The organism is uncultured Pelagibacterium sp. (assembly GCF_963972885.1).
Lineage (GTDB): Bacteria > Pseudomonadota > Alphaproteobacteria > Rhizobiales > Devosiaceae > Pelagibacterium > Pelagibacterium nitratireducens.
In genome coordinates this window covers 1-20,729 of sequence record NZ_CAXAXY010000010.1, presented here as the reverse complement: position 1 = coordinate 20,729, position 20,729 = coordinate 1, and the positions used below count along the sequence as shown (strand labels likewise).

Genomic DNA, 20,729 nt, shown 5'->3' with positions numbered 1-20,729 from the left:
GGGAGGCCAGCGCCATGGAAGAGCGGGAGAAGACGCTCGACGTCATCACCATCGGGCGCGCCTCGGTCGACCTTTACGGCCAGCAGATCGGCGCGCGGCTCGAGGACGTTGCAAGCTTTGCCAAATCGGTGGGCGGGTGCCCGGCCAATATCGCCATCGGCACGGCGCGGCTGGGGCTCAAATCGGCCTGGCTGGGACGGGTGGGCGATGAAGCCTTCGGGCGGTTCATCACCGAACAGATGGCCCGCGAGGGCGCTTCGACCGAGGGGATCGTCACCGACAAGGATCGGCTGACGGCGCTGGCCATTCTGGGCGTCGAGGACGACGCGCGTTTTCCGCTGATCTTTTATCGCGAGGATTGCGCCGACATGGCGCTGACCGAGGGTGATATTTCCGAGGACTTCATCGCGCGGGCCCGGTCGGTGCTGGTGACGGGCACCCATTTTTCCCGGCCGCACACCTCGGCGGCGCAAAAGATCGCCATGACTTTTGCCAAGGGCTATGGCGCCAAGGTGATCTTCGACATCGATTTTCGTCCCAATCTTTGGGGGCTGGCCGGGCACGGTGCGGGCGAGGAGCGCTATATCCGTTCGCACACGGTGTCCGAGCGGCTCAAATCGGTGCTGCCCCATTGCGACCTCATCGTGGGAACCGAGGAGGAAATCCTGATCGGCTCAGGAGAGACCGATCTGGATGCCGCGCTCAGGGCGATCAGACAGGTCTCCTCCGCCCTGATCGTCCTGAAGCGCGGCCCGATGGGGTGCATCGTTTATGATGGCGCGATCCCGGACAATATCGAAGATGGCATCGTGGGCAAAGGGTTCCCCATTGAAGTCTATAACACGCTGGGGGCCGGGGACGCCTTCATGAGCGGGTTTTTGCGCGGCTGGCTGCGCGGGGAGACGCTGGAGACCTGTGCGACCTGGGCCAATGCCTGCGGGGCGTTTGCGGTGTCGCGGCTGTTGTGTTCGCCGGAAATCCCCAGTTTCGAGGAGTTGAGCTTTTTCCTCGAACAGGGCAGCGAATACACCGCGCTGCGCAAGGATCGGGTGCTCAACCACATTCACTGGGCAACGACCGGGCGGCGCAGGGCGTATGCGAGCCTCAAGGCGCTGGCCATCGACCATCGGAGCCAGTTCGAGGAGATGGCGGAGCGGGCCGGAGCCGACCGGGACCGGATTGCCGGCTTCAAGCTTTTGGCCGTCGAGGCGGCGGCCAAGGTGGCCGACGGGCGCGACGGGTTCGGGATGCTGCTCGATGAAAAATACGGGCGCGCGGCGCTGTTCGCGGCGGCCAAAGTGCCCGACTTCTGGATCGGGCGGCCGGTGGAACTGCCCGGGTCGCGGCCGCTCAAGTTCGAATTTTCACAAGACATGGGCAGCCGGCTGGTCGAATGGCCGGTGGACCATACCATCAAATGCCTGGCGTTTTTCCATCCCGACGATCCCGACGATATGCGGCTTGAACAGACCGAAAAGCTGGGTGCGCTTTACGATGCGGCGCGCAGCGTGGGGCGCGAGGTGCTGATCGAAATCATAGCGGGCAAGAACGGGCCAATGGAGGCCGATACGGTGCCGCGGGTTCTGACCGAGCTTTATTCGGCGGGGATCAAGCCCGACTGGTGGAAGCTCGAACCACAGGCCGATGCGGGCGCCTGGGCGCTGATCGATGAGACAATCAAGGTCAACGATCCCTGGTGCCGCGGGGTGGTGCTTTTGGGGCTCGATGCGCCGGCCGACGCGTTGGAAGCGGCGTTCAAGGCAACGGCGGGATCGGCAAGTGTCAAAGGATTTGCCGTGGGGCGGACGATCTTTGCCGGTGCCGCCGAAAAATGGTTGGCTGGGGAGATGGACGATAGCGAAGCGGTTGCCGATATGGCCGAGCGGTTCGGGGCGCTGGTGGATGCATGGGAGGCGCGGGAGCAATGACCGAAACGATCAGACTGACCATGGCGCAGGCCGTCGCGCGGTTTCTGGCGGCGCAGATGACCGAGATCGAAGGCGAACGAGTGCCGCTGTTTGGCGGGGTGTGGGCGATTTTCGGGCATGGCAATGTCGCGGCCATGGGCGAGGCGCTCTATGGCGTGCGCGAGAAACTGCCGACCTATCGCGCCCATAACGAGCAGGGCATGGCCCATGCGGCGATTGCGTTTGCCAAGGCCAGTTTCCGGCGGCGGATGATGGCGTGCACAAGCTCGATCGGGCCGGGGGCGACCAACATGGTGACCGCGGCGGCAATGGCGCATGTCAACCGGCTGCCGGTCTTGTTTTTGCCCGGCGACGTGTTTGCCAACCGGCGGCCCGATCCTGTGCTGCAGCAGGTCGAGGATTTTGCCGACGGGACGGTTTCGGCAAACGATTGTTTCAGGCCCGTGTCGCGATATTTCGACCGCATCACGCGGCCCGAGCAGATCATGCCGGCGCTGCGGCGGGCCCTGCAGGTTCTGACCGATCCGGCCGAGTGCGGGCCGGTGACGCTGGCGCTGTGTCAGGATACGCAAGCGGAAGCCTATGATTATCCAGTCTCGTTTTTTGCAGAGACGGTGCACACCCAACGCCGGGTGCGGCCCGATGCCGATGAGTTGGCGCGGGCGGTTGCGGCCATCGAGGGCGCGAAACAGCCGGTGCTGATCGCCGGTGGCGGGGTGCTCTATTCGGGGGCCAGCGATGTGTTGGTACGATTTGCCGAGGCGCACGATATTCCGGTGATGGAAACGCAGGCGGGGAAATCGGCCCTGCCCCATTCCCATCCACTCAATATGGGATCGGTGGGCGTGACCGGGACGAGCGCGGCCAATCAATTGGCGGAACAGGCCGATGTGGTTTTGGCCGTGGGAACGCGGCTGGCCGATTTCACAACGGGATCGTGGGCGCTGTTCAAGAATCCGGGTGTGAAATTTGTGGCGCTCAACGTTGCGGCGATCGATGCGGGCAAGCATGGGGCGATGCCCCTTCTGGCCGATGCGCGGGTGGGGCTCGAGGCGCTCGGGGACGGGCTGGGGCCATGGCGGGCGCCACAAAGCTGGCGCGATGCGGCCAACGAGGGCAAACGCGGATGGCTGGACGCGGCCGATGCCGTGACGGCGGCGACCAATGTGCCCCTGCCCTCGGATGCCCAAGTGATCGGGGCGACCCAGCGGACGATGGGGGACGCAATCGTCGTGTGCGCGGCGGGGGGATTGCCCGGGGAGTTGCACAAGTTGTGGAAGGCGGAAAGCCCGGGGCGCTATCACCTCGAATACGGGTTTTCAACGATGGGCTACGAGATTGCCGGGGGGCTGGGGGTGAGGCTGGCGCGGCCCAATGACGAGGTTGTCGTCATGGTGGGCGATGGCAGCTACATGATGGCCAATTCCGAGCTTTCGACCGCCGTGATGATGGGGCTGGCGCTGACCATCGTCCTGCTCGACAATCGCGGGTTCGGCTGCATCAACCGGCTGCAAATGGCGACCGGGGGCAAAAATTTCAACAATCTGTTCGAGGATGTGCGCAGAGAGGCGATGCCCGATATCGACTTTGTGGGGCATGCAGGCGCGATGGGGGCCCATGCGCAAAAGGTTGGAGGGATTTCCGAGCTGGAAACCGCACTGGCCGAGGCGCGGGCGCGCGGCGGGGTCAATGTGGTGGTGATCGATACCGACCCGCTGGTCGCGACCGAGGCCGGCGGGCATTGGTGGGACGTTGCGGTGCCCGAGGTGTCCGAGCGGGCGGATGTGCGTGCGAAGCGGGCGGAGTATGAGGACAAGATCAAGGGGCAGCGGATCGGGTGATATGTCTGGCGCTGCCGTGTACTGGATCCCGGGTCTTCGCCCGGGATGACGGAGGTGGGGAGGCACGCTTGGGGAAAAGAGGGTCGACCGGTTTGCGAAGGCCGCAGCTATTTTTCCAAAGCTCGTTTCTCCTCCGCGGTCATCCCGGACTTGATCCGGGATCCAGTATGCTCGGCGATTGAGGGAAACGATGATCGATGAGCGGCACTATTACGTCTATATCCTCGCCAGCGGGATCGGCGGAACACTCTATGTCGGGGTCACCAACAATCTGTTCCGGCGGATTCCCGAACACAAGGAGCGGAAAGCAGATCGGTTCACCGCCCGCTATGGTGTCGACCGGCTGGTCTATTTCGAGGCGCATGACACGATCGATGCGGCGATCGCGCAGGAAAAGCGGATCAAACGCTGGCGGCGAAGCTGGAAGGTGCAACTGATCGAAAAAGACAATCCCAACTGGGATGACCGGTTTGCTGCCCTCCAGCCGTAAGGCCGGGAGATGCACGGTTTAAACCACCGGCGCTGGGGGTACTGGGTCCCGGGTCTTCGCCCGGGATGACGGGGGTGGGGAGGATGGGTTGGGGAAGACAGAAACGGGTGAAAAGCGACGGAAGCCGAGTTGGGCGTACACGCTTGCCTCGCCTCCACGGTCATCCCGGACTTGATCCGGGATCCAGTACACTCGGTGACGTTGCAGTCGCAGGGGGTTACGAACGAGGTACATATTGCCGGCGCTGCCAGGTACCGGGTCCCGGGTCTTCGCCCGGGATGACGGAGATGGGGAGGAGAGGTTTGTGAACACAATGAGAAAGACGACAGAAAAATGATCCGGATCGGTGCGAATCCTATCGGGTGGTCCAATGACGACATGATCGAGATTGGCGGGGAGACGCCGTTGGAGGTGTGTCTGGCCGAGGCCAGGGAGGCCGGGTTTACGGGGATGGAGCTGGGCAACAAGTTTCCGCGTGAGGCCGAAGCGCTTCGGCCGGTGCTCGATGCCCATGGGCATTCTCTGGTTTCGGGGTGGTACTCGACCGCGCTTTTGGTTCGCGACGAGAACGCCGAGATCGAGGCGGCTGCGGCTCATGCGACGCTATTGCGCGACATGGGGTCCACGGTGATGATCGTGTGCGAGACATCGAATGCCATCCATGGGCAGATGGAGACGCCGCTGTCGGAGCGGCCGATCTTGCCCCATGACACCTGGCCCCGGTTCGGGATGCGGTTGACCGCGTTTGCGCTCAAGCTCAAGCAGGCCTACGGGCTCGATCTTGTCTATCACCATCACATGGGGACGATCGTTCAGACCGAAGCGGAGATCGACCGGCTGATGGCCTCGACCGGAGATGCCGTGCATCTGCTGCTCGACACCGGGCACGTCACATGGGGCGGGGGCGATCCGGCGCGGGTGGCGCGCAATCATTTCTCCCGCATCGCGCATGTGCACACAAAGGATGTGCGCGCCGAAATCATGCTCAAATCGAACTCGGAGGACTGGAGCTTTCTCAAATCGGTGCTGGCCGGGGTCTATACGGTGCCCGGTGATGGGCTGATCGACTTTTCCTCGGTGTTTGCCGAACTCAAGGGCTATGAGGGCTGGGTTGTGGTCGAGGCCGAACAGGATCCCGAAAAAGCCCATCCGCTGACGTATGCGAAGATGGGGTATGGGCATTTGCGCGCGGTGCTGGAGCGGGCCGGGTTCGCGGTGGCCGCGTAAGGCGTTCCGGGCCGGGAAAGGCGGCCGTGGATTGGAGAGGCACTGGGGGGCGTAGCGGCGCACATGGGCCCCGGGTCAAGCCCGGGGCAGCGAGGGGGAGGATGGGCCGTGGCAGGAGCCGCCAGCGCTGCCGGTTACTGGGTCCCGGAACAGGTCCGGGATGACAGCGGTGGCGAGGTAAAGGCCGAGGCCGGGACCGCAAGAGAGAAGGAAGCAAGGCAATGTCCGAACTGCTCGTCAAACCGTCGGGGAATACCGGCAAGGTGATCGATGTGACGCCTCAAAGTGCCGGGTGGCGGTATGTGGGGTTTGCGCTGCATAAGCTGACCGCCGGGCAAAGCGTTTCGGCGGCGACGGGGGATCGGGAGGTCTGCCTGGTTTTCGTGTCCGGCACGGGGAGCGTGACGGCAGGAGGCGAGACGCTGGGCAAAATGGGCGAACGCAAGAGCCCATTCGACGGCAAGCCGGCGGCTGTCTATGTGCCGGGGCATTCGGACTGGTCGGTGACGGCGGAAACCGAGGTCGAACTGGCCGTCTGTTCGGCCCCTGCCCTTTCGCACCGCGCGGTGAACGTCATCGGTCCCGACGCGATGAGCCAGGAGGTGCGCGGCAAGGGCACCAATGTGCGCCATGTCACCAATATCCTGCCCGAAACCGATGGGGTGGCGGACAGTCTTTTGGTGGTCGAGGTGATAACGCCGGGCGGGCACACATCGTCCTATCCGCCGCACAAGCACGATAGAGACGCATTGCCCGAGGAGTCGTACCTCGAGGAAACCTATTATCACCGTCTCAACCCGCATCAGGGCTTTGCCTTCCAGCGTGTCTATACCGACGATCGCTCGCTCGATGAAACATTGCTGATCGAAGACGGGGTGACCACGCTGGTGCCCAGGGGGTATCACCCCTGCGCGGCGATCCACGGGTATGATCTTTACTACCTCAACGTGATGGCGGGGCCGCACAGGCGTTGGAAATTTCACAATCAGCCCGAGCATGAATGGCTTCTGGGAGGCTGAGTTTTAACCGGCACTTATGCGGGAGGCTCCGACCCGCCACCCCCCATTTGTCAACCCGGCCTTTGGGCCGGGGGCTTGTACAATCAGCGTCCCGGATGGAGCCGTCGACGCTGAGTGTACTGGATCCCGGCTCAAGGCCGGGATGACGTCGGGTGAGGTGTTGGGGGTTGTTACAGTCTTGCTGGCCTTGCCCGCCGATCGCCTGGAAAGTCAGCAAACGATGGCCCTTAAAGGGCGTGTTAAGTCCTTGGCCGTAACACTTTCCTTTGACCGAAAGACCGGTGCAGGGGGCAAGGCATTTTGGCAGGCACGATTCAAAGCAGGATCAGGCAATTGGGGCGCGTGCTCGCGCGCGCCAGCAACATACCTGCTTTGATGGCCGTGGTGGTGATCGCGGTGGCGGCCGGCTTTGCCGACTACCAGAACCGGGAAATCCACGCGCAATCGCAGCGCGCCGCGGTGCTCGACAAGCTCGGGCTGGTGCGGGCCCAGCTCGAGGGCAACGTCTATTCCAACCTGCAACTGATCCACGGGCTGGTCGGGGTCATCGCCACCGAACCCTATATGGGCCAGGCGCGGTTTTCCGCGCTTTCCGCCTATCTGTTCAACCAGAGCAGCCAGATCATCAACATTGCGGGGGCGCCCGACTTCGTGGTGCGCATGGTCTATCCGCTGTCCGACAACGAGGCGGCACTGGGGCTCAATTACCGGGACAACGCCGAACAGCGCGATGCGGCGATGCAGGCCCGCGACAGCCGCGAAATCGTGCTGGCCGGGCCAGTGCATCTGGTGCAGGGCGGACGCGGCTTTATCGGACGCTACCCGGTCTATTATCGCAACGGGACGGGCGAGGAGCGCTTCTGGGGCATTGTTTCGGCGGTGATCGACGCCGACAGGCTCTACCAGGAGAGCGGTCTGGACGCCATGGAAGCCGATCTCTCAATAGCCATTTCCGGCCGTGACGGGCACGCGGACAACGGAGCGGTGTTTTATGGCGACGCGGCGGTTCTGGACAGCGATCCGGTGCGGGCCGAGGTGTTGCTGCCATCGGGCAACTGGATCATATCGGCCATCCCCAACGGGGGCTGGAGCGTCAATCCGCCCAACACAGTGGTGCTGCGGGTCGGGATGGGGCTGGCCGCGGCGCTGATCCTTGTGCCGCTGGTTCTGTTGGGCCGGCTCAACGAGGAACGCCGGCGGCGGATGATCGAGCAGCGGCGGCGCGAAAGCGAGTTGTCACGGCTGTCGCGCCGGCTGGAGCTGGCATTGGCCACCTCGCAGGTCGGGGTGTGGGAAATGAACATCGCCACCGGCCACCTGTCCTGGGACGACCGTATGAACGAGCTTTACGCCCATCCGTGCGACGGCGGCGAGCGCGACTACACCCATTGGCGCGACAGGCTGCATCCGGACGATCTTGAACGCGCCGAGCGTGACTTCAATGAATCCATCCGCTCGGGCGCCCAGTACCTGTCCAATTACCGCATCGTGACCCCCGAGGGCGAAACGCGCCACATCAGGGCGATCGGCTCGGTCTATCAGGATCAGGGAACCGCTCCACGCATCGTGGGGGTCAATTGGGACGCAACGCCCGACGCCAAATTGTCAGAGGCGCTGCTGCGGGCCAAGACGCAGGCCGAGGCGAAAAATTTCGAGCTGGAGACCGCCAAGGCGCGCATCGAGCACAACGCCATGCACGACCCGCTGACCGGGCTGCCCAACCGGCGCTATCTTGACGAAATTCTCGACATGCACACCAAGCGCAGCGCGCACGACGGGGGCTATGTCTCGATCCAGCATATCGATCTGGATCGCTTCAAGCAGATCAACGATACGCTGGGCCATGCCGCGGGCGACGCCATGCTGATCCATGCGGCCGAAGTGCTCAGGGGCTCGGTGCGGCCATCGGACTTCGTGGCGCGGATCGGGGGCGATGAATTCGTGATCCTGTGCATCGGGGAGAAATCGGATGCCGAATTGCGCGCCATGGCCGAGCGGATCATCGCCGCCATGCGCAAGCCGGTCTCCTACCAGGGCCATGAATGCCGGTTCGGCGTTTCGATCGGCATTGCGGGCGGTGATGTTTCGACAACGCCGGCCAAACAGGTGCTGGTCAATGCCGATATCGCGCTTTATCGCGCCAAGGAGCGTGGCCGGAACCGGGCCGAATTTTTCTCGGAAGAATTGCAGGCCGAAATCATCACCGCCAAGCGTGTGGCCGACGATATCCTGTCGGGGCTGGAGAACAACGAATTCGTCGCGTTCTACCAGCCTCAGGTGGACGCAAAGACCCTCGACATCGTTGGCATGGAAGCGCTGGCGCGCTGGAACCATCCCATAAGGGGCATGCTGACGCCCGATGCGTTCATGGCGATTGCCGAGGACCTCAACGTGGTTGCGGCCATCGACAAGCTGATCCTCGAGCAGGCGCTGGCCCAGCACAGGAAATGGAAGGCGGCAGGGCTAAGCGTGCCGCGGGTTTCGGTCAATGTTTCGGCGCGGCGGCTCAATGACGAGGGGCTGATCGATACGCTCAAGGCGCTGGAGATCGAACCGGGCACGGTGTCGTTCGAATTGATCGAATCGATCTATCTCGACGAGCGCGACACGCTGGTCTCGTTCAATATCGACCAGATCAGGGATCTGGGCATCGACATCGAGATCGACGATTTCGGCACAGGATACGCTTCGATCGTCTCGCTTCTGCAATTGCGCCCGACGCGGCTCAAGATCGACCGGCAGCTCGTGATGCCGATCACCAGTTCGGCCGGTCAGCGCCGGCTGGTCGGCTCGATCATCGAAATCGGCACGTCGCTGGGAATCGAGGCGATTGCCGAGGGTGTGGAGAGCTTCGAGCACGCCACAATTCTCGCCGATATGGGCTGTTCGGCGCTGCAGGGCTATGCCATTGCCCGACCCATGGATGGGGACGCGATAACCCAGTTCGTGACCAGCCAGAGCTGGCGCAAGGCGAGCTAGGGTGCGGGGGTTCAGGTGATGGCCGGCTGCAAGCGGCACTTTCCTGCGCTCCGGTACTCACGTACTGGAAGTACGCTCCGTTCCGGTGCTCGAAAAGCGTCGCTTTCGCTCAGCCCTGACCTGTCCCCCGCACCCTAGCCCCTAGCTTTTCGGCTTGGCGCGGTTAGTGGCCTGGGCGGCGAGGGGGTCGTCGGGCCAGTAGTGGCGGGGGTAGCGGCCCTTCAGATCCTTTGCCACATCGGACCATGAACCCCGCCAGAAGCCGGGGAGATCGCGCGTGGTCTGGATGGGGCGATGGGCCGGGGAGAGCAGCGAGAGCAAGAGGGGCACCTTGCCCCCGGCGATGGCGGGGTGGGTGTCGAGCCCGAACAGCTCCTGGACGCGCACGGCAAGCACAGGGCCGTTCTCGGCGGCGTAATCGATAGGGATGGAACTCCCCGAGGGGACGGCGAAATGGGAGGGCAGAAGCGTTTCCATTTGCGCGCGCCTGTCCCAGGGCAAGAGATCGAACAGGGCGGCAGAGAGGTGGTCGGCAGTGATGGCGTCGAGGCGCGACAGGCCGGCGATGTGGGGGACGAGCCAGGCGGCATCGTTTTCAGCCAACGCCGCGTCGGAAAGGTCGGGCCAATCGGCGCCCATGGTGCGATGGAGGAAGCCGGCGCGCTCGCGCAGGGTACGCTGGTCGCGGGTCCAGGGAAGCTTTTCAACGCCGATCTGCGCGATGCCTTTGGCCAGCATGGGCGCGGCGGCGGCGGGATCGTCGATGGCGGCGGTACCATCTTCAAGGCGCAGGGCGCCAAGGCGGCGCTGGCGGCGGGCACGGACGGCGCGGGCTGTGGGATCGAAGGCCAGTTCGGTTGCGGTTTGGATATGGCTTGAGAAGATATCCTCAATGTCGTTTCGATCGATGGCGATGGCGGTGCGGATATGCGCGCTGGCGGCGGCGCCGGTCATTTCGGTTATGACGAGGAATTTTTCGCGCGCCAGACGCTCGGTCTCATCGATGCGGGCCTGACGGCCATTGGCAAGGCGGAAGCGGCCGGGGCCGGTCTGTTGGGCGACGCGGTCGGGATAGGCGCGGGCGAGGTGGCGGGCCAGATCGGCGCCGGAAAGCTGGCTCGCCCCGCCAGCGGCTTTGGACCAGCGGGTGGCGAGCGCTTTGGCTTCAGCAGCGCGTTTGGAATTGTCGCGGCGCAGGCGCTCGAAGCGGTCGGCGAGATCGATGGCGTTGCCGCCAAGGCCGGGTTCGCCGGCGAGCACTCCGAGCAGGGCCGCATCCATGGCCGTGCCTTCGGTCGCGGCGCGCACGATCATGTGGCCGAGGCGCGGGTGGAGGGGCAGTTTGGCCAGCAAAGTGCCGTGGGGCGTAATGCGGCCGGCGGCGTCAAGCGCGTCGAGATTTTGCAAAAGATCGACAGCCTCGGACCATGCGGGGGCCGGTGGGGAATCGAGGAAGGCAAGGGTAGTTGGATCGGTGACACCCCAGCTTGCGAGATCGAGAACCAGATTTGTCAGATCGGCCTGCAGGATTTCGGGCGGATCGAAGGGCGGAAGGCTTTGGGTCTGACCCTCGTGCCAGAGCCGGTAGCACACGCCCGGTTCGGTGCGCCCTGCCCGGCCACGGCGCTGATCGGCACTGGCGCGGGAAACGCGGCGGGTTTCGAGCCGGGTCAGGCCCGTATTGGGCTCATAGACCGGCAGGCGGGAGAGGCCGGAATCGATAACGATCCGCACGCCTTCTATGGTCAGCGAAGTCTGGGCGATGGCGGTGGCAAGCACGATCTTGCGGCGGCCGGGCGCGGCGGGCTGGATGGCGCGATCCTGTTCGGCGGGGGTGAGTTGGCCGTAAAGGGGAGCGATGTCGGTGTCGGGGCCAATGATCGGTGACAGCGCTTCGGCGGTGCGGCGAATTTCGGCCTGGCCGGGGAGGAAAACGAGGATCGAGCCGGTCTCCTCGGCCAGCGCGCGGCGGGTGGCGGCGGTGACCGCGTGTTCGATGCGCGCATTGGCGTCGGGGACGATATGGCGGGTATCGACGGGGAAGGCGCGGCCCTGGCTTTCGATGACAGGGGCATCGCCGAGCAGGGTTGCCACCGCCGCGCCATCGAGCGTTGCCGACATGACGAGGATGCGCAAATCCTCGCGCAGGGCCGTGGCATCGAGGGTGAGGGCGAGGCCGAGATCGCCATCGAGGCTGCGTTCGTGAAATTCGTCGAACAGGATGGCGGCGATGCCGGTCAGTTCGGGATCGTCAAGCACCATGGAGGTAAAGACGCCCTCGGTGACCACTTCGATGCGGGTTCTTGCCGAGATTTTCGTATCGAGCCGGACGCGGTAGCCCACGGTTTCACCGACCTGTTCGCCCAGCGTCTGGGCCATGCGGCGCGCGGCGGCACGGGCGGCAAGGCGGCGCGGTTCGAGCATGATGATCTTGCCCTCGGCGCGCCATGGGGCATTGAGCAGGGCCAAAGGCACGCGGGTCGTCTTGCCCGCGCCGGGTGGGGCGACAAGGACGGCGCGCCCATTGTCCTCAAGCGCGGATACGAGCGCGGGGAGGACGGTGTCGATGGGCAAGGGATCGGTCGGGTGCATGCCAGCTTATGTCGCTGGAAATGCGGCCGGGCGCAAGGCGGACCGCCCCTATGCCGTCATCGCCCGCTTGAGCGCGGCCACCAGTTCGACATCGGTGCGCTTCATGCCCGGTGCGACATAGCCCAGATCGGCGGCGCGGCCGGTGGGCGTTTCGATTGGGCGGCTGGCCGAGGCGTGGAGGTCGGTGAGGCCGAGCGCGAGGAAGATTTCGGCGTTGTCTGCGGTAATGCCGGAGCCGGCCATGATGGCGATGCGGCCGGCGGCGTGGGCGATGATGGTGCGCAGGGCGTCGCGCCCGTCGATGGCGCGGGGGGCGCCGCCGGAGGTGAGGATGCGCTCAAACCCCAGATCGATGGCGGTATCGATGGCGGCGGGGAAATCGGGAGCCAGATCGAAGGCGCGGTGCAAAGTGAGACCAAGGTCGCTGGCGCGGGTGACAAGGCGCTCAAGGATTGCGGTATCGAGCCTGCCATCGGGATGGGTGGCGCCGAGGACCACGCCGGAGAGACCGGCTGAGCGGGCAGCGTCGATATCGGTTTCCATGGTCGCCACATCGTCCCGGGAAAAGACGAAATCGCCGGCGCGTGGGCGGATCATGGCGTAGACGGGAATGGGGGACGTGGCAGCGAGAGCCATCAGGCCGGGGGTGGGCGTGAGGCCACCGAGGGCAAGGGAGGAGCAGAGTTCGATGCGGTCGGCGCCGCCGGATATTGCGGCGGCGAGGCCGGCGGCGTCATCGACGCAGATTTCAAGAATGGGTTCAGGCATAGGCGAACCTGTCCAGCCCCAAAAGCGCGGCGCCGACAAGGCCGGGTTCGGTGGCGCATTGGGCGGGGACGATCAGCGGGCGGTCGAGCTTGCGCAGGATGGACGCGCGCACGGCGGCGTCGAGTGCGGGGATCAGGCCGGGCGCTCCGGCCATGCCGCCACCGACGGGCACGATGGACGCGCCGGTGATGTTGACCGCAAGAGCCAGCGGGGCGGCGACCAGATCGACATAGACGTCCATGGTGCGGCTGGCCGCTTCGTCGCGTCCGGCCCAGCCGACGACGATTTCGCGGCTGTCACGGGCCTGGCCGGTCAAATGCATGTGCAGCTTTTCCAGCCCGCGCGCCCCGCCCACGGTATCGACACACCCCATGCGGCCACAGCCGCACTGGAAATGGGGGATGGCGAGCGGCGGATCGCCGGCGGTCGTGGCGAGAATGGTTGCGTGGCCCCATTCGCCGGCATAGCCGCCGCGACGGTTGGCGAGACGGCCTTCGACGACGAGGCCGCCACCGACACCGGTGCCCAGGATGATGCCGAACACGACGTCATGCCCCTGCCCTGCCCCAAGCCCGGCTTCGGCCAGGGCAAAACAATCGGCATCGTTGGCGATGGAAACGGGAAGTTCGAGCGCTTCTGACAGATCGGCGTCGAGAACGCGGCCATCGATACAGGGCACGTTGGCGCAGATCATTTTGCCAGTCTCGATATCGACGACCCCGCAGATGGAAATCGAGATGGCATCGGGGCGCTCGGGCGCCCCGGCCAGAATGCCGCGCAGGGTTTCAACAAAGGCCGCGAAATCGTTGCGCGGGGTTTCGATGCGGCCCATCGGCACGATGGAGCGGGCATCGTGCGCAAAAGCTGCCTTGATGGCGCTGCCGCCGATGTCGAGTGCAAGGATCATGGGGCGAACCTAGCGGGGGATGGCGCATGAGCAAGGGGAGATTTCGTCAAAAGCGGAGATTTGGCGATTTTGGCGGGTGCGAACGGGCGAGGTTGGCACAACAGTCATGGACGCTGGGGGTACTGGATCCCGGGTCTTCGCCCGGGATGACAGAGGGGGAAGCGTGGAGCAAAAAGGCGGGGCGTTGGGAAAGGCCGGACTATTCCGCAGCGGCCCTGCCGTCGGGGCTTTCGGCCGGGGCGTTGGCGTCGCCGGGGGCGGTTTCACAGGCGAGGTCGGGGAAGGCGGCGATGCGGCGGTTGGAAAAATCCTCGCGCAGAACGATCAGGCCGCGATCCTCGAAATAGGTCAGGAGCCGCCGGGCGCGGGAGGCCGAGTGCGAGCCATAGGCGCGGGCCAGCGTCGCGTCGGATGGACAGGGCAATTTTTCAACAGCGGCGCGGGCAACCATGAGGAACACGCCCTGCAGATCTTCGGGCAGGGTGCGGGCCAGATCGAGGGCTGTTTTCCAGACGTCGGACTCGGCGGCGGCTGTATCGACACCGGCGCGGGCGACGGCAAAGCGGCGTTTGAAGTCATTGAGATCGGGCGGCGTGCCCGGCACGCGGCGGATGCGGCAACGGACCAGGAAATCCTGATAAAGCACGGCGACCGAGCGGAAGCTAGCGTCCGGGTCTTCGAGGATTTCGACCAGTACCGCATCGATCAGGGCGGCGCGCTCGGCCTCGTCGATCTCGGGGAAGAGGCTTGCCGGCTCGGGGTCCGCCTTGGGGGCGGGTTGGCTCAGTTGAGCCAGAATATCGGCCGTGGGGCGCGGCGCGGGCTGGACGGTGCGGCGCGGAAGGGGGCGGGTTTCTTCCTCGGCGCCGGGGGTGAAAATGAGATCGGCGGCGTCGGCACCGGTATCAGGCAGAGGCATCAGCTTGGGCGATGTGGAGCGGGCATTGGTTTCGACCGCACCGATACGGATGGGCAGCGGGCGGCGGGCGAGCGCGGGGCCAAGCGCAACGAAATTGCCCTTTTCGAGATCGCGGAACATTTCAGTGCCGCGCCGGTCCATGCCGAGCAGATCGCCAGCGCGGGCCATGTCGATATCGAGGAAGGTGCGGCCCATGAGAAAGTTGGACGCTTCGGCGGCGACGTTCTTGGCAAGCTTGGCAAGGCGCTGGGTGGCGATGACGCCGGCCAGGCCACGCTTTCTGCCACGGCACATGAGGTTGGTCATGGCGCCGAGCGAAAGTTTTCGCGCCTCGTCGGAAACTTCGCCGCCCGAGGAGGGGGCAAAGAGTTGGGCTTCATCGACAACGACCAGCATGGGATACCAGAAATCGCGATCGGCATCGAAAAGCCCGCCCAAAAAAGCGGCTGCGGCGCGCATCTGGGCTTCGGCCTCCAGCCCTTCGAGCGAAAGGACGACCGAAACGCGATGCTGGCGGATGCGGCCGGCGATGCGGGTCAATTCATGTTCGGAGCGGTCGGCCTCGACGACCACATGGCCGAACCTCTCGGCCAGGGTCACAAAATCGCCCTCGGGGTCGATGACGCATTGCTGCACCCAGGGGGCGCTCTGTTCGAGGAGGCGCCGCAAAAGGTGGGATTTGCCCGAGCCGGAATTGCCCTGCACAAGCAGGCGGGTGGCCAGCAATTCCTCGAGATCGAGCTTTGCGGGCGTCGCCGTTTTTGTCGTGCCCATGTCGATTTCGACGGTCATCGCCTTTTGCCTGCTCCGGGGTTTGGTTGGTGATTCGCGGTGGGACTCGGGAGAGCCGAACGCAGTTATCTTAGCATTGGGGAAAGCGGGCTGCACAACCCCCTTGCATCGATTCACAGCCATTCGCGTTCCGCTTTGACCGACTCGGCCAAATCGGCCTAGGCTTTGCTTTGTTCCGGATGGAGTCGTCCCCGATGCCCATGCGCCTTTGGTCCCGCTTTTTCTCCAGGCCCCCTTTCGAGCCGGTTGGGCCGCAATTTGGTGCGTTGCCCTACAAGATCGTAGACGGGCAGGTCGTGGTGCTGCTCATCACCTCGCGCGGACGGGGAAAGTGGATTTTCCCCAAGGGCCGGCAGATGGAGGGCAAGACGCCATGGGAAAGCGCCGAACTTGAAGCCTTTGAGGAAGCGGGCGTGGTGGGCGAGATCGAAACGAACCCCATTGGCTCATATTTCCTGCCGGTAACCGAAGAGCGGCCCCAACCCATCGAGGTCAAGATGTTTGCGCTGCTGGTCACCGACCAGCGCGAGGACTGGAAGGAAATGGGCCAGCGCTATCGCCATTGGGCGGTTCTGCCCGAAGCCAAGCGACTGATCACCCATGACGGGCTGGCCGATGTGGCCCTGGCGCTGGCGCAGAGGGAGAATTCTCGTTCTGTCTCACGGCGCGCACCGCAGAATGCATGACGGGCTAAGACCGCCCTATGCCTTCCGCTGCGCCTGCGACGGCGCGGCCAAAAAATTGGCCGGGGTCCTCAGCTTCGCTTCGTCCGGTTCTGTCTCACGGCGCGCACCGCAGAAGGCATGACGGGCCAGGCTTTTTGCCTCGCGCCGGCGGGCTGGACTAAAGCCCGAAGAGAAGAACCATGCCCCAGAATATGCCCGCGGCGAGCAGCGCGGCGGCGGGGACGGTGATGACCCAGGCGGCGCCGATGGAGAAGGCGTGCTGGCGGCGGACCAGGTAGCGCCGCTGGCGTTTCTGGTAATTGGCGACGGCCTCTTCGGCGGTTCTGTTGAGATGGTCGGTGCGCAGGAAGACACCTTCAGGGCTGACGGCCTTGTTGCGGATGTTCTGGTTGGAAAACCCTTCGCGCAGAAAGCCCACGCCGAATACGGCGCCCACCGCGATATGGGTCGAGGAGACCGGCAGGCCGAGCGCCGAGGCAACCAGCACAGTGGACGCGGCCGAGAGCGCGACGCAATAGCCGCGGATTTCGTTGAGCTTGGTGATCTTTTCGCCCACGGTGCGGATGAGGCGTGGCCCGAACAGCGCCAGCCCCAGGGCCAGACCCAGCGCGCCGATGGCCAGCACCCAGATCGGCAGGGAAACCGAACCGCCAACCTCTCCGCCCTGCTGCACGGCCGAAACGATGGCGGCGAGTGGGCCGACGGCGTTGGCCACATCGTTGGCCCCATGGGCGAAGGACAGCAGAGCGGTCGCAAAGATCAGGGGCAGGCGAAAGAGCGTTCCGACCTGCTTGTTGGAATTGTCCATACCCGCGGTGCGCGCCCGCACCCAGGGCTGGGCGGCGAACCAGCCGATACCCCCGGCCAGGAGCCCGATCAGCAGCACGATATGGCCCTCAGGCTTCCAGACGCGCGAAAGGCCCTTCATGGACATATACATGGCGAAAACGCCGATCATCACCCCCACCAGAACCGGCACCCAGACCCGGGCGGCAACGATTTTTTCCTTTTCGCGCAGGATGGTGAAGTTGACGATGGTGAGCAGGACCGCAGCCAGCAATCCGCCCATGAGCGGGGAAATCACCCAGCTTGCGGCGATCTTGGCGATGGTGGGCCAGACGATGGCAGAAAAGCCGGCGGCAGCGACCCCTGCCCCGACGACGCCGCCAACCACCGCATGGGTGGTGGACACCGGAGCGCCGATGATGGTGGCAAGATTGACCCAGAGCGCCGAGGACAAAAGTGCAGCCATCATGACCATGATGAAAGCGGTGCCGTCGATATGAGCGCCGGGCACGATGATGTCGCGCGAGATGGTACTGACCACGTCGCCACCGGCCAGAAGCGCGCCTGCGGCCTCGCAGATGGCCGCGATGGCCAGTGCGCCGGTCATGGTGAGCGCCTTGGACCCGACAGCCGGCCCCATGTTGTTGGCCACGTCATTGGCCCCGATATTGAGCGCCATATAGGCGGCGATGACCGTGGCGATGATGACCAGATAGCTCAGGGGACCCGAGGAAACGGCAAAACTGGCCCAGACGAGGGCGGCGAGCAAAAAGACCAGCGCAATGCCCGGCGCGGCCATGGCGCGTGAGCTGTCGTGGGTCGCCTCACGCAACTGCCTGACGCGCTTTAAGTCCTTGTCGATGGCTGGCTTGGCCATGGGGCTCCTGGAAGGCTTGTCGGTCTGTTCTGGCCATATCGAACATGGATCGGCTTGGCCACAGCGATTGTGACGTTTTCGTCACAAAAGGCGCCCGTTGAGGTCTGTTTTACCGCGTCTGCGCAAAACCGCCACACCCGTTAGCAATTGTCTGGTCGTAAGCCCTCAATTGGGTTTACCATTTGGCCCGAAACGGAGGGCGCCGAGCCTTAATGGACACCAGACGCAAGAAGGACTGGCAGACGCGGCTGCGGAATGCGGTCTGGCCCCGCATGGGGATCAGGCGGTATCTGACCTATCTGCAAAAGCGCGTGCTGCGGCTGACGGCGAGCCCGCACGCCATCGCGGCCGGCGTTGCCTCGGGCGCGGCGGTGTCGGTGTTTCCGCTGATCGGGGTGCATTTCTTTCTGGGCTTCATTCTGGCGTTCGTGACGCGCGGCAACATGCTGGCTGCGGCGATCGGCACCGCCTGGGGCAATCCCATCACCTTCCCGCTGTTTTTTTCGCTCAGCTTTCAATTCGGTTCCGCGATCCGGGCAGCGCTGTTTCCCGACGATCCGGCCACCGTGATGCGTCACGCGGACACCACGGCGCTTTCGGGCGGGCTGTTCTCGCTCGATCTGGGGGCCATTCTACCGCTGTTCCAAACCATGATGATCGGCGCGCTGCCGATTGCGCTATTTTGCTGGGTGTTCTTTTACGTGATCGTGCGCGGGCTGGTGAGCGGGTTCCAGCGGGCGCGCAAAGCCCGGCTGGAGCGGCGGCGGGCACGGCAGGGCCAGACCTCGCCGCGCAACGCGGTGCGGGGCTGATTTTCAAGACATGGAGAGAAGATAGAGTGACTCAATCGGTTTTTCACCTCGCCTATCACGTGACCGACCTGGACGCGGCGCGGCGATTTTACGGCGGCGTGCTGGGATGCGCCGAGGGGCGCTCAACCGAAACCTGGGTCGATTTCGATTTTTTCGGGCATCAGATTTCGCTGCATCTGGGCGAGCCGTTCAAAACGACCCGCACCGGCAAGGTGGGCGATCATATGGTGATGATGCCGCATCTGGGCGTGGTCCTTCCGCTCGAAGACTGGAAGGCACTGGCCAATCGCCTCGAGGGCGCGGGGATTGCGTTCGACATTCCCCCGGTTGTGCGGTTCGAGGGTGAACCGGGCGAACAGCGGACCATGTTTTTTACCGACCCGTCGGGCAATCCGATCGAGGTAAAGGGCTTTGCAGACTTTGCCGGGGTGTTTGCCAAATAGTTCTATCGTCGGCTGACCACCTCGCGAACCGCGGCAATGAAGGCAGTTGTGGGCAGGTCGAGATCGGCGCCGGCGCGGGTGGTGATGCCGATGGCGCCGTAGCTGGCGGACATATCGACATCAAGGGCGGCCAGCGCGCCGCTTTGCAGATCGGCGGCGACCACCGATCGGGAGATGAACCAGACCGCATCACCAAGGAGCGCATAGGCGCGGCCGAACGAATTGGACACGGTTTCGATTTCGCGCGGCAGGCGCGCGATGCCGGCGGCGAGGAGTACTGTTTCGACGGTCTGGCGAATGATGGCGCCGCGCGGGGGGACGAGCGCGGGGAAGGGTTCGACCATGCGCAGGGACGGCTCGGGCGCGGCGAGCAGCGGATGGTCGGGACGGACGGCGATAACCAGGGGTTCTGAATAGAGGTGCTCGAAGGTGAGGCCCGCCATGACGTCCGGCGCGGGCATGCGACCAACCACCAGATCGATGGCGCCGGTGCGCAGCAGACCGAGAAGATGCGGGCTGGGCCCGCTTTCCACATGCAGGCGGGCGGCGAGCGGACCCAGGGCAAAGCGCGCCACGGCGCGCGGCATCACTTCGACCTCGACGGTCGGCAGCGCGCCGAGCCGCACCACGGCATCGGCATGGCTGGCGAGCGATACCGATTCAACGCCTTGGCGCAGGGCAGCGAGGGCAGCATTGGCGTAGCGCAGGAACAGCGCGCCGTACTCGGTGAGCGCCAGCTTGCGGCGGGAGCGGTCGAACAGGGCGACGCCGAGAATATCCTCGAGTTCGGCCAGCGATTTGGAAATGGCGGGCTGGGACAGGCCCAGAGCCTCGGCGGCGGGTACGACGCCGCCATGCCTATCGGTTTCGACAAAGCAGGAGAGATGGCGGAGTTTTATGCGGGGGTCGAGGTTCGGCATACCGATATATTCTATATGGTTATATATTTCCCCATATTTATCATTTTACCGCGCCTCTCTGCCAGTGTTTATTGCGCTTTCGGTTATAGAACTGTTTTCCGGGGTGGAGACCAATGAGCAAAATCATGCCGCTCGAACAGGCGGTGCGCGAGAACCTTAGCGATGGCGATACGGTCGCGTTTGAAGGGTTTACGCATCTGATCCCGCATGCGGCGGGTCATGAAGCGATCCGGCAGGGGTTCAAGGACCTCACCCTGATCCGCATGACGCCCGATATCGTCTATGACCAGATGATCGGCATGGGCATGGCGAAAAAGGTGATCTTTTCTTATGCTGGCAATCCGGGCGTGGGGCTGTTGCGCCGCATGCGCGATGCCATCGAGAACCAGTATCCACGCGCCATCGAAACCGTCGAGCACTCGCATGCGGCCATGGCCAACGCCTATGCGGCGGGCGCCGCCGGCCTGCCTTGCGCGGTGTTTCGCGGCTACAAGGGCGCCGACCTGCCAAAGGTCAATCCCGACATCAAATCGATCACCTGCCCCTATACCGGGGAAGAGTTGGCGACGGTGCCGGCGCACAACCCGGACGTCGCCTTCATCCATGCCCAAAAGGCCAATGAAAAGGGCGATGTTTTGATCGAGGGCATTGTGGGGGTGCAAAAGGAAGTGGCGCTGGCGGCGAAAAGGGTCGTGGTGACGGTGGAAGAGATCGTGCCCGATTTTGCCGGCATGCACCCCAAC

16 protein-coding genes are annotated in these 20,729 nt (G+C 64.4%); 10 read left to right on the top strand and 6 right to left on the bottom strand.

The features are described 5' to 3' along the window. The first annotated feature begins 14 nt into the window (after positions 1–14). The 6 genes from iolC (at position 15) to AACZ55_RS03375 (ending at position 9,484) form a co-directional block, all read left to right on the top strand. Entirely contained in the window at positions 15–1,928 is a 1,914-nt protein-coding gene (iolC, locus tag AACZ55_RS03400; protein ID WP_339643056.1) for a 5-dehydro-2-deoxygluconokinase, read from the top strand. Continuing rightward, complete coding sequence (iolD, locus tag AACZ55_RS03395) at positions 1,925–3,769, top strand: 3D-(3,5/4)-trihydroxycyclohexane-1,2-dione acylhydrolase (decyclizing) (protein ID WP_339643053.1); 1,845 nt, start codon at positions 1,925–1,927, stop codon at positions 3,767–3,769. The genes iolC and iolD overlap by 4 nt, the downstream gene beginning before the upstream one ends. Before the next feature lie 190 nt (positions 3,770–3,959). Further along, positions 3,960–4,259 (top strand): GIY-YIG nuclease family protein, encoded by a 300-nt coding sequence (locus AACZ55_RS03390; protein ID WP_339643050.1) that lies wholly within the window; start codon positions 3,960–3,962, stop codon positions 4,257–4,259. A gap of 333 nt (positions 4,260–4,592) precedes the next feature. Next, positions 4,593–5,486, top strand: coding sequence for a myo-inosose-2 dehydratase (iolE, locus tag AACZ55_RS03385; protein ID WP_339643047.1), 894 nt, complete (start codon positions 4,593–4,595; stop codon positions 5,484–5,486). A 221-nt stretch (positions 5,487–5,707) separates the two neighbouring features. Continuing rightward, positions 5,708–6,505 (top strand): 5-deoxy-glucuronate isomerase, encoded by a 798-nt coding sequence (iolB, locus tag AACZ55_RS03380; RefSeq protein WP_339643044.1) that lies wholly within the window; start codon positions 5,708–5,710, stop codon positions 6,503–6,505. 342 nt (positions 6,506–6,847) lie between these two features. After that, complete coding sequence (locus AACZ55_RS03375; protein ID WP_339643123.1) at positions 6,848–9,484, top strand: EAL domain-containing protein; 2,637 nt, start codon at positions 6,848–6,850, stop codon at positions 9,482–9,484. 141 nt (positions 9,485–9,625) lie between these two features. Here the strand turns inward: AACZ55_RS03375 and hrpB are convergent, their stop codons facing one another. From hrpB to AACZ55_RS03355, 4 genes are all read right to left on the bottom strand, one after another. After that, complete coding sequence (gene hrpB / locus AACZ55_RS03370) at positions 9,626–12,076, bottom strand: ATP-dependent helicase HrpB (RefSeq protein ID WP_339643042.1); 2,451 nt, start codon at positions 12,074–12,076, stop codon at positions 9,626–9,628. A 48-nt stretch (positions 12,077–12,124) separates the two neighbouring features. Next, positions 12,125–12,844, bottom strand: a complete 720-nt coding sequence (locus AACZ55_RS03365) for a copper homeostasis protein CutC (protein WP_339643039.1) — start codon at positions 12,842–12,844, stop codon at positions 12,125–12,127. Further along, complete coding sequence (locus AACZ55_RS03360; RefSeq protein ID WP_338607761.1) at positions 12,837–13,751, bottom strand: ROK family protein; 915 nt, start codon at positions 13,749–13,751, stop codon at positions 12,837–12,839. Before AACZ55_RS03360 ends, AACZ55_RS03365 begins: the two co-directional genes overlap by 8 nt. Positions 13,752–13,950: 199 nt before the next feature. After that, the gene (locus AACZ55_RS03355) at positions 13,951–15,462 is read right to left on the bottom strand and encodes an ATP-binding protein (RefSeq protein ID WP_339643035.1); all 1,512 of its coding nucleotides are present in this window, start codon (positions 15,460–15,462) and stop codon (positions 13,951–13,953) included. A 194-nt stretch (positions 15,463–15,656) separates the two neighbouring features. Here AACZ55_RS03355 and AACZ55_RS03350 point away from each other — a divergent pair, with 194 nt between their 5' ends. Next, positions 15,657–16,148, top strand: coding sequence for an NUDIX hydrolase (locus AACZ55_RS03350; protein WP_339643032.1), 492 nt, complete (start codon positions 15,657–15,659; stop codon positions 16,146–16,148). 157 nt (positions 16,149–16,305) lie between these two features. Here AACZ55_RS03350 and AACZ55_RS03345 read toward each other — a convergent pair whose 3' ends face one another. Then, positions 16,306–17,811: an inorganic phosphate transporter gene (locus tag AACZ55_RS03345; protein WP_339643029.1), complete on the bottom strand. Its 1,506-nt coding sequence runs from the start codon at positions 17,809–17,811 to the stop codon at positions 16,306–16,308. A 212-nt stretch (positions 17,812–18,023) separates the two neighbouring features. Here AACZ55_RS03345 and AACZ55_RS03340 point away from each other — a divergent pair, with 212 nt between their 5' ends. Further along, positions 18,024–18,623 (top strand): DUF2062 domain-containing protein, encoded by a 600-nt coding sequence (locus AACZ55_RS03340; RefSeq protein ID WP_339643026.1) that lies wholly within the window; start codon positions 18,024–18,026, stop codon positions 18,621–18,623. A gap of 26 nt (positions 18,624–18,649) precedes the next feature. After that, the gene (locus AACZ55_RS03335; protein ID WP_339643023.1) at positions 18,650–19,066 is read left to right on the top strand and encodes a VOC family protein; all 417 of its coding nucleotides are present in this window, start codon (positions 18,650–18,652) and stop codon (positions 19,064–19,066) included. 2 nt (positions 19,067–19,068) lie between these two features. Here AACZ55_RS03335 and pcaQ read toward each other — a convergent pair whose 3' ends face one another. Next, positions 19,069–19,986 (bottom strand): pca operon transcription factor PcaQ, encoded by a 918-nt coding sequence (gene pcaQ / locus AACZ55_RS03330; protein ID WP_339643020.1) that lies wholly within the window; start codon positions 19,984–19,986, stop codon positions 19,069–19,071. Between the two features lie 113 nt (positions 19,987–20,099). Between pcaQ and AACZ55_RS03325 the strand changes: the two genes are divergently transcribed. Further along, a partial coding sequence (locus tag AACZ55_RS03325; RefSeq protein ID WP_339643017.1) for a CoA-transferase occupies positions 20,100–20,729 on the top strand: 630 nt, incomplete at its 3' end.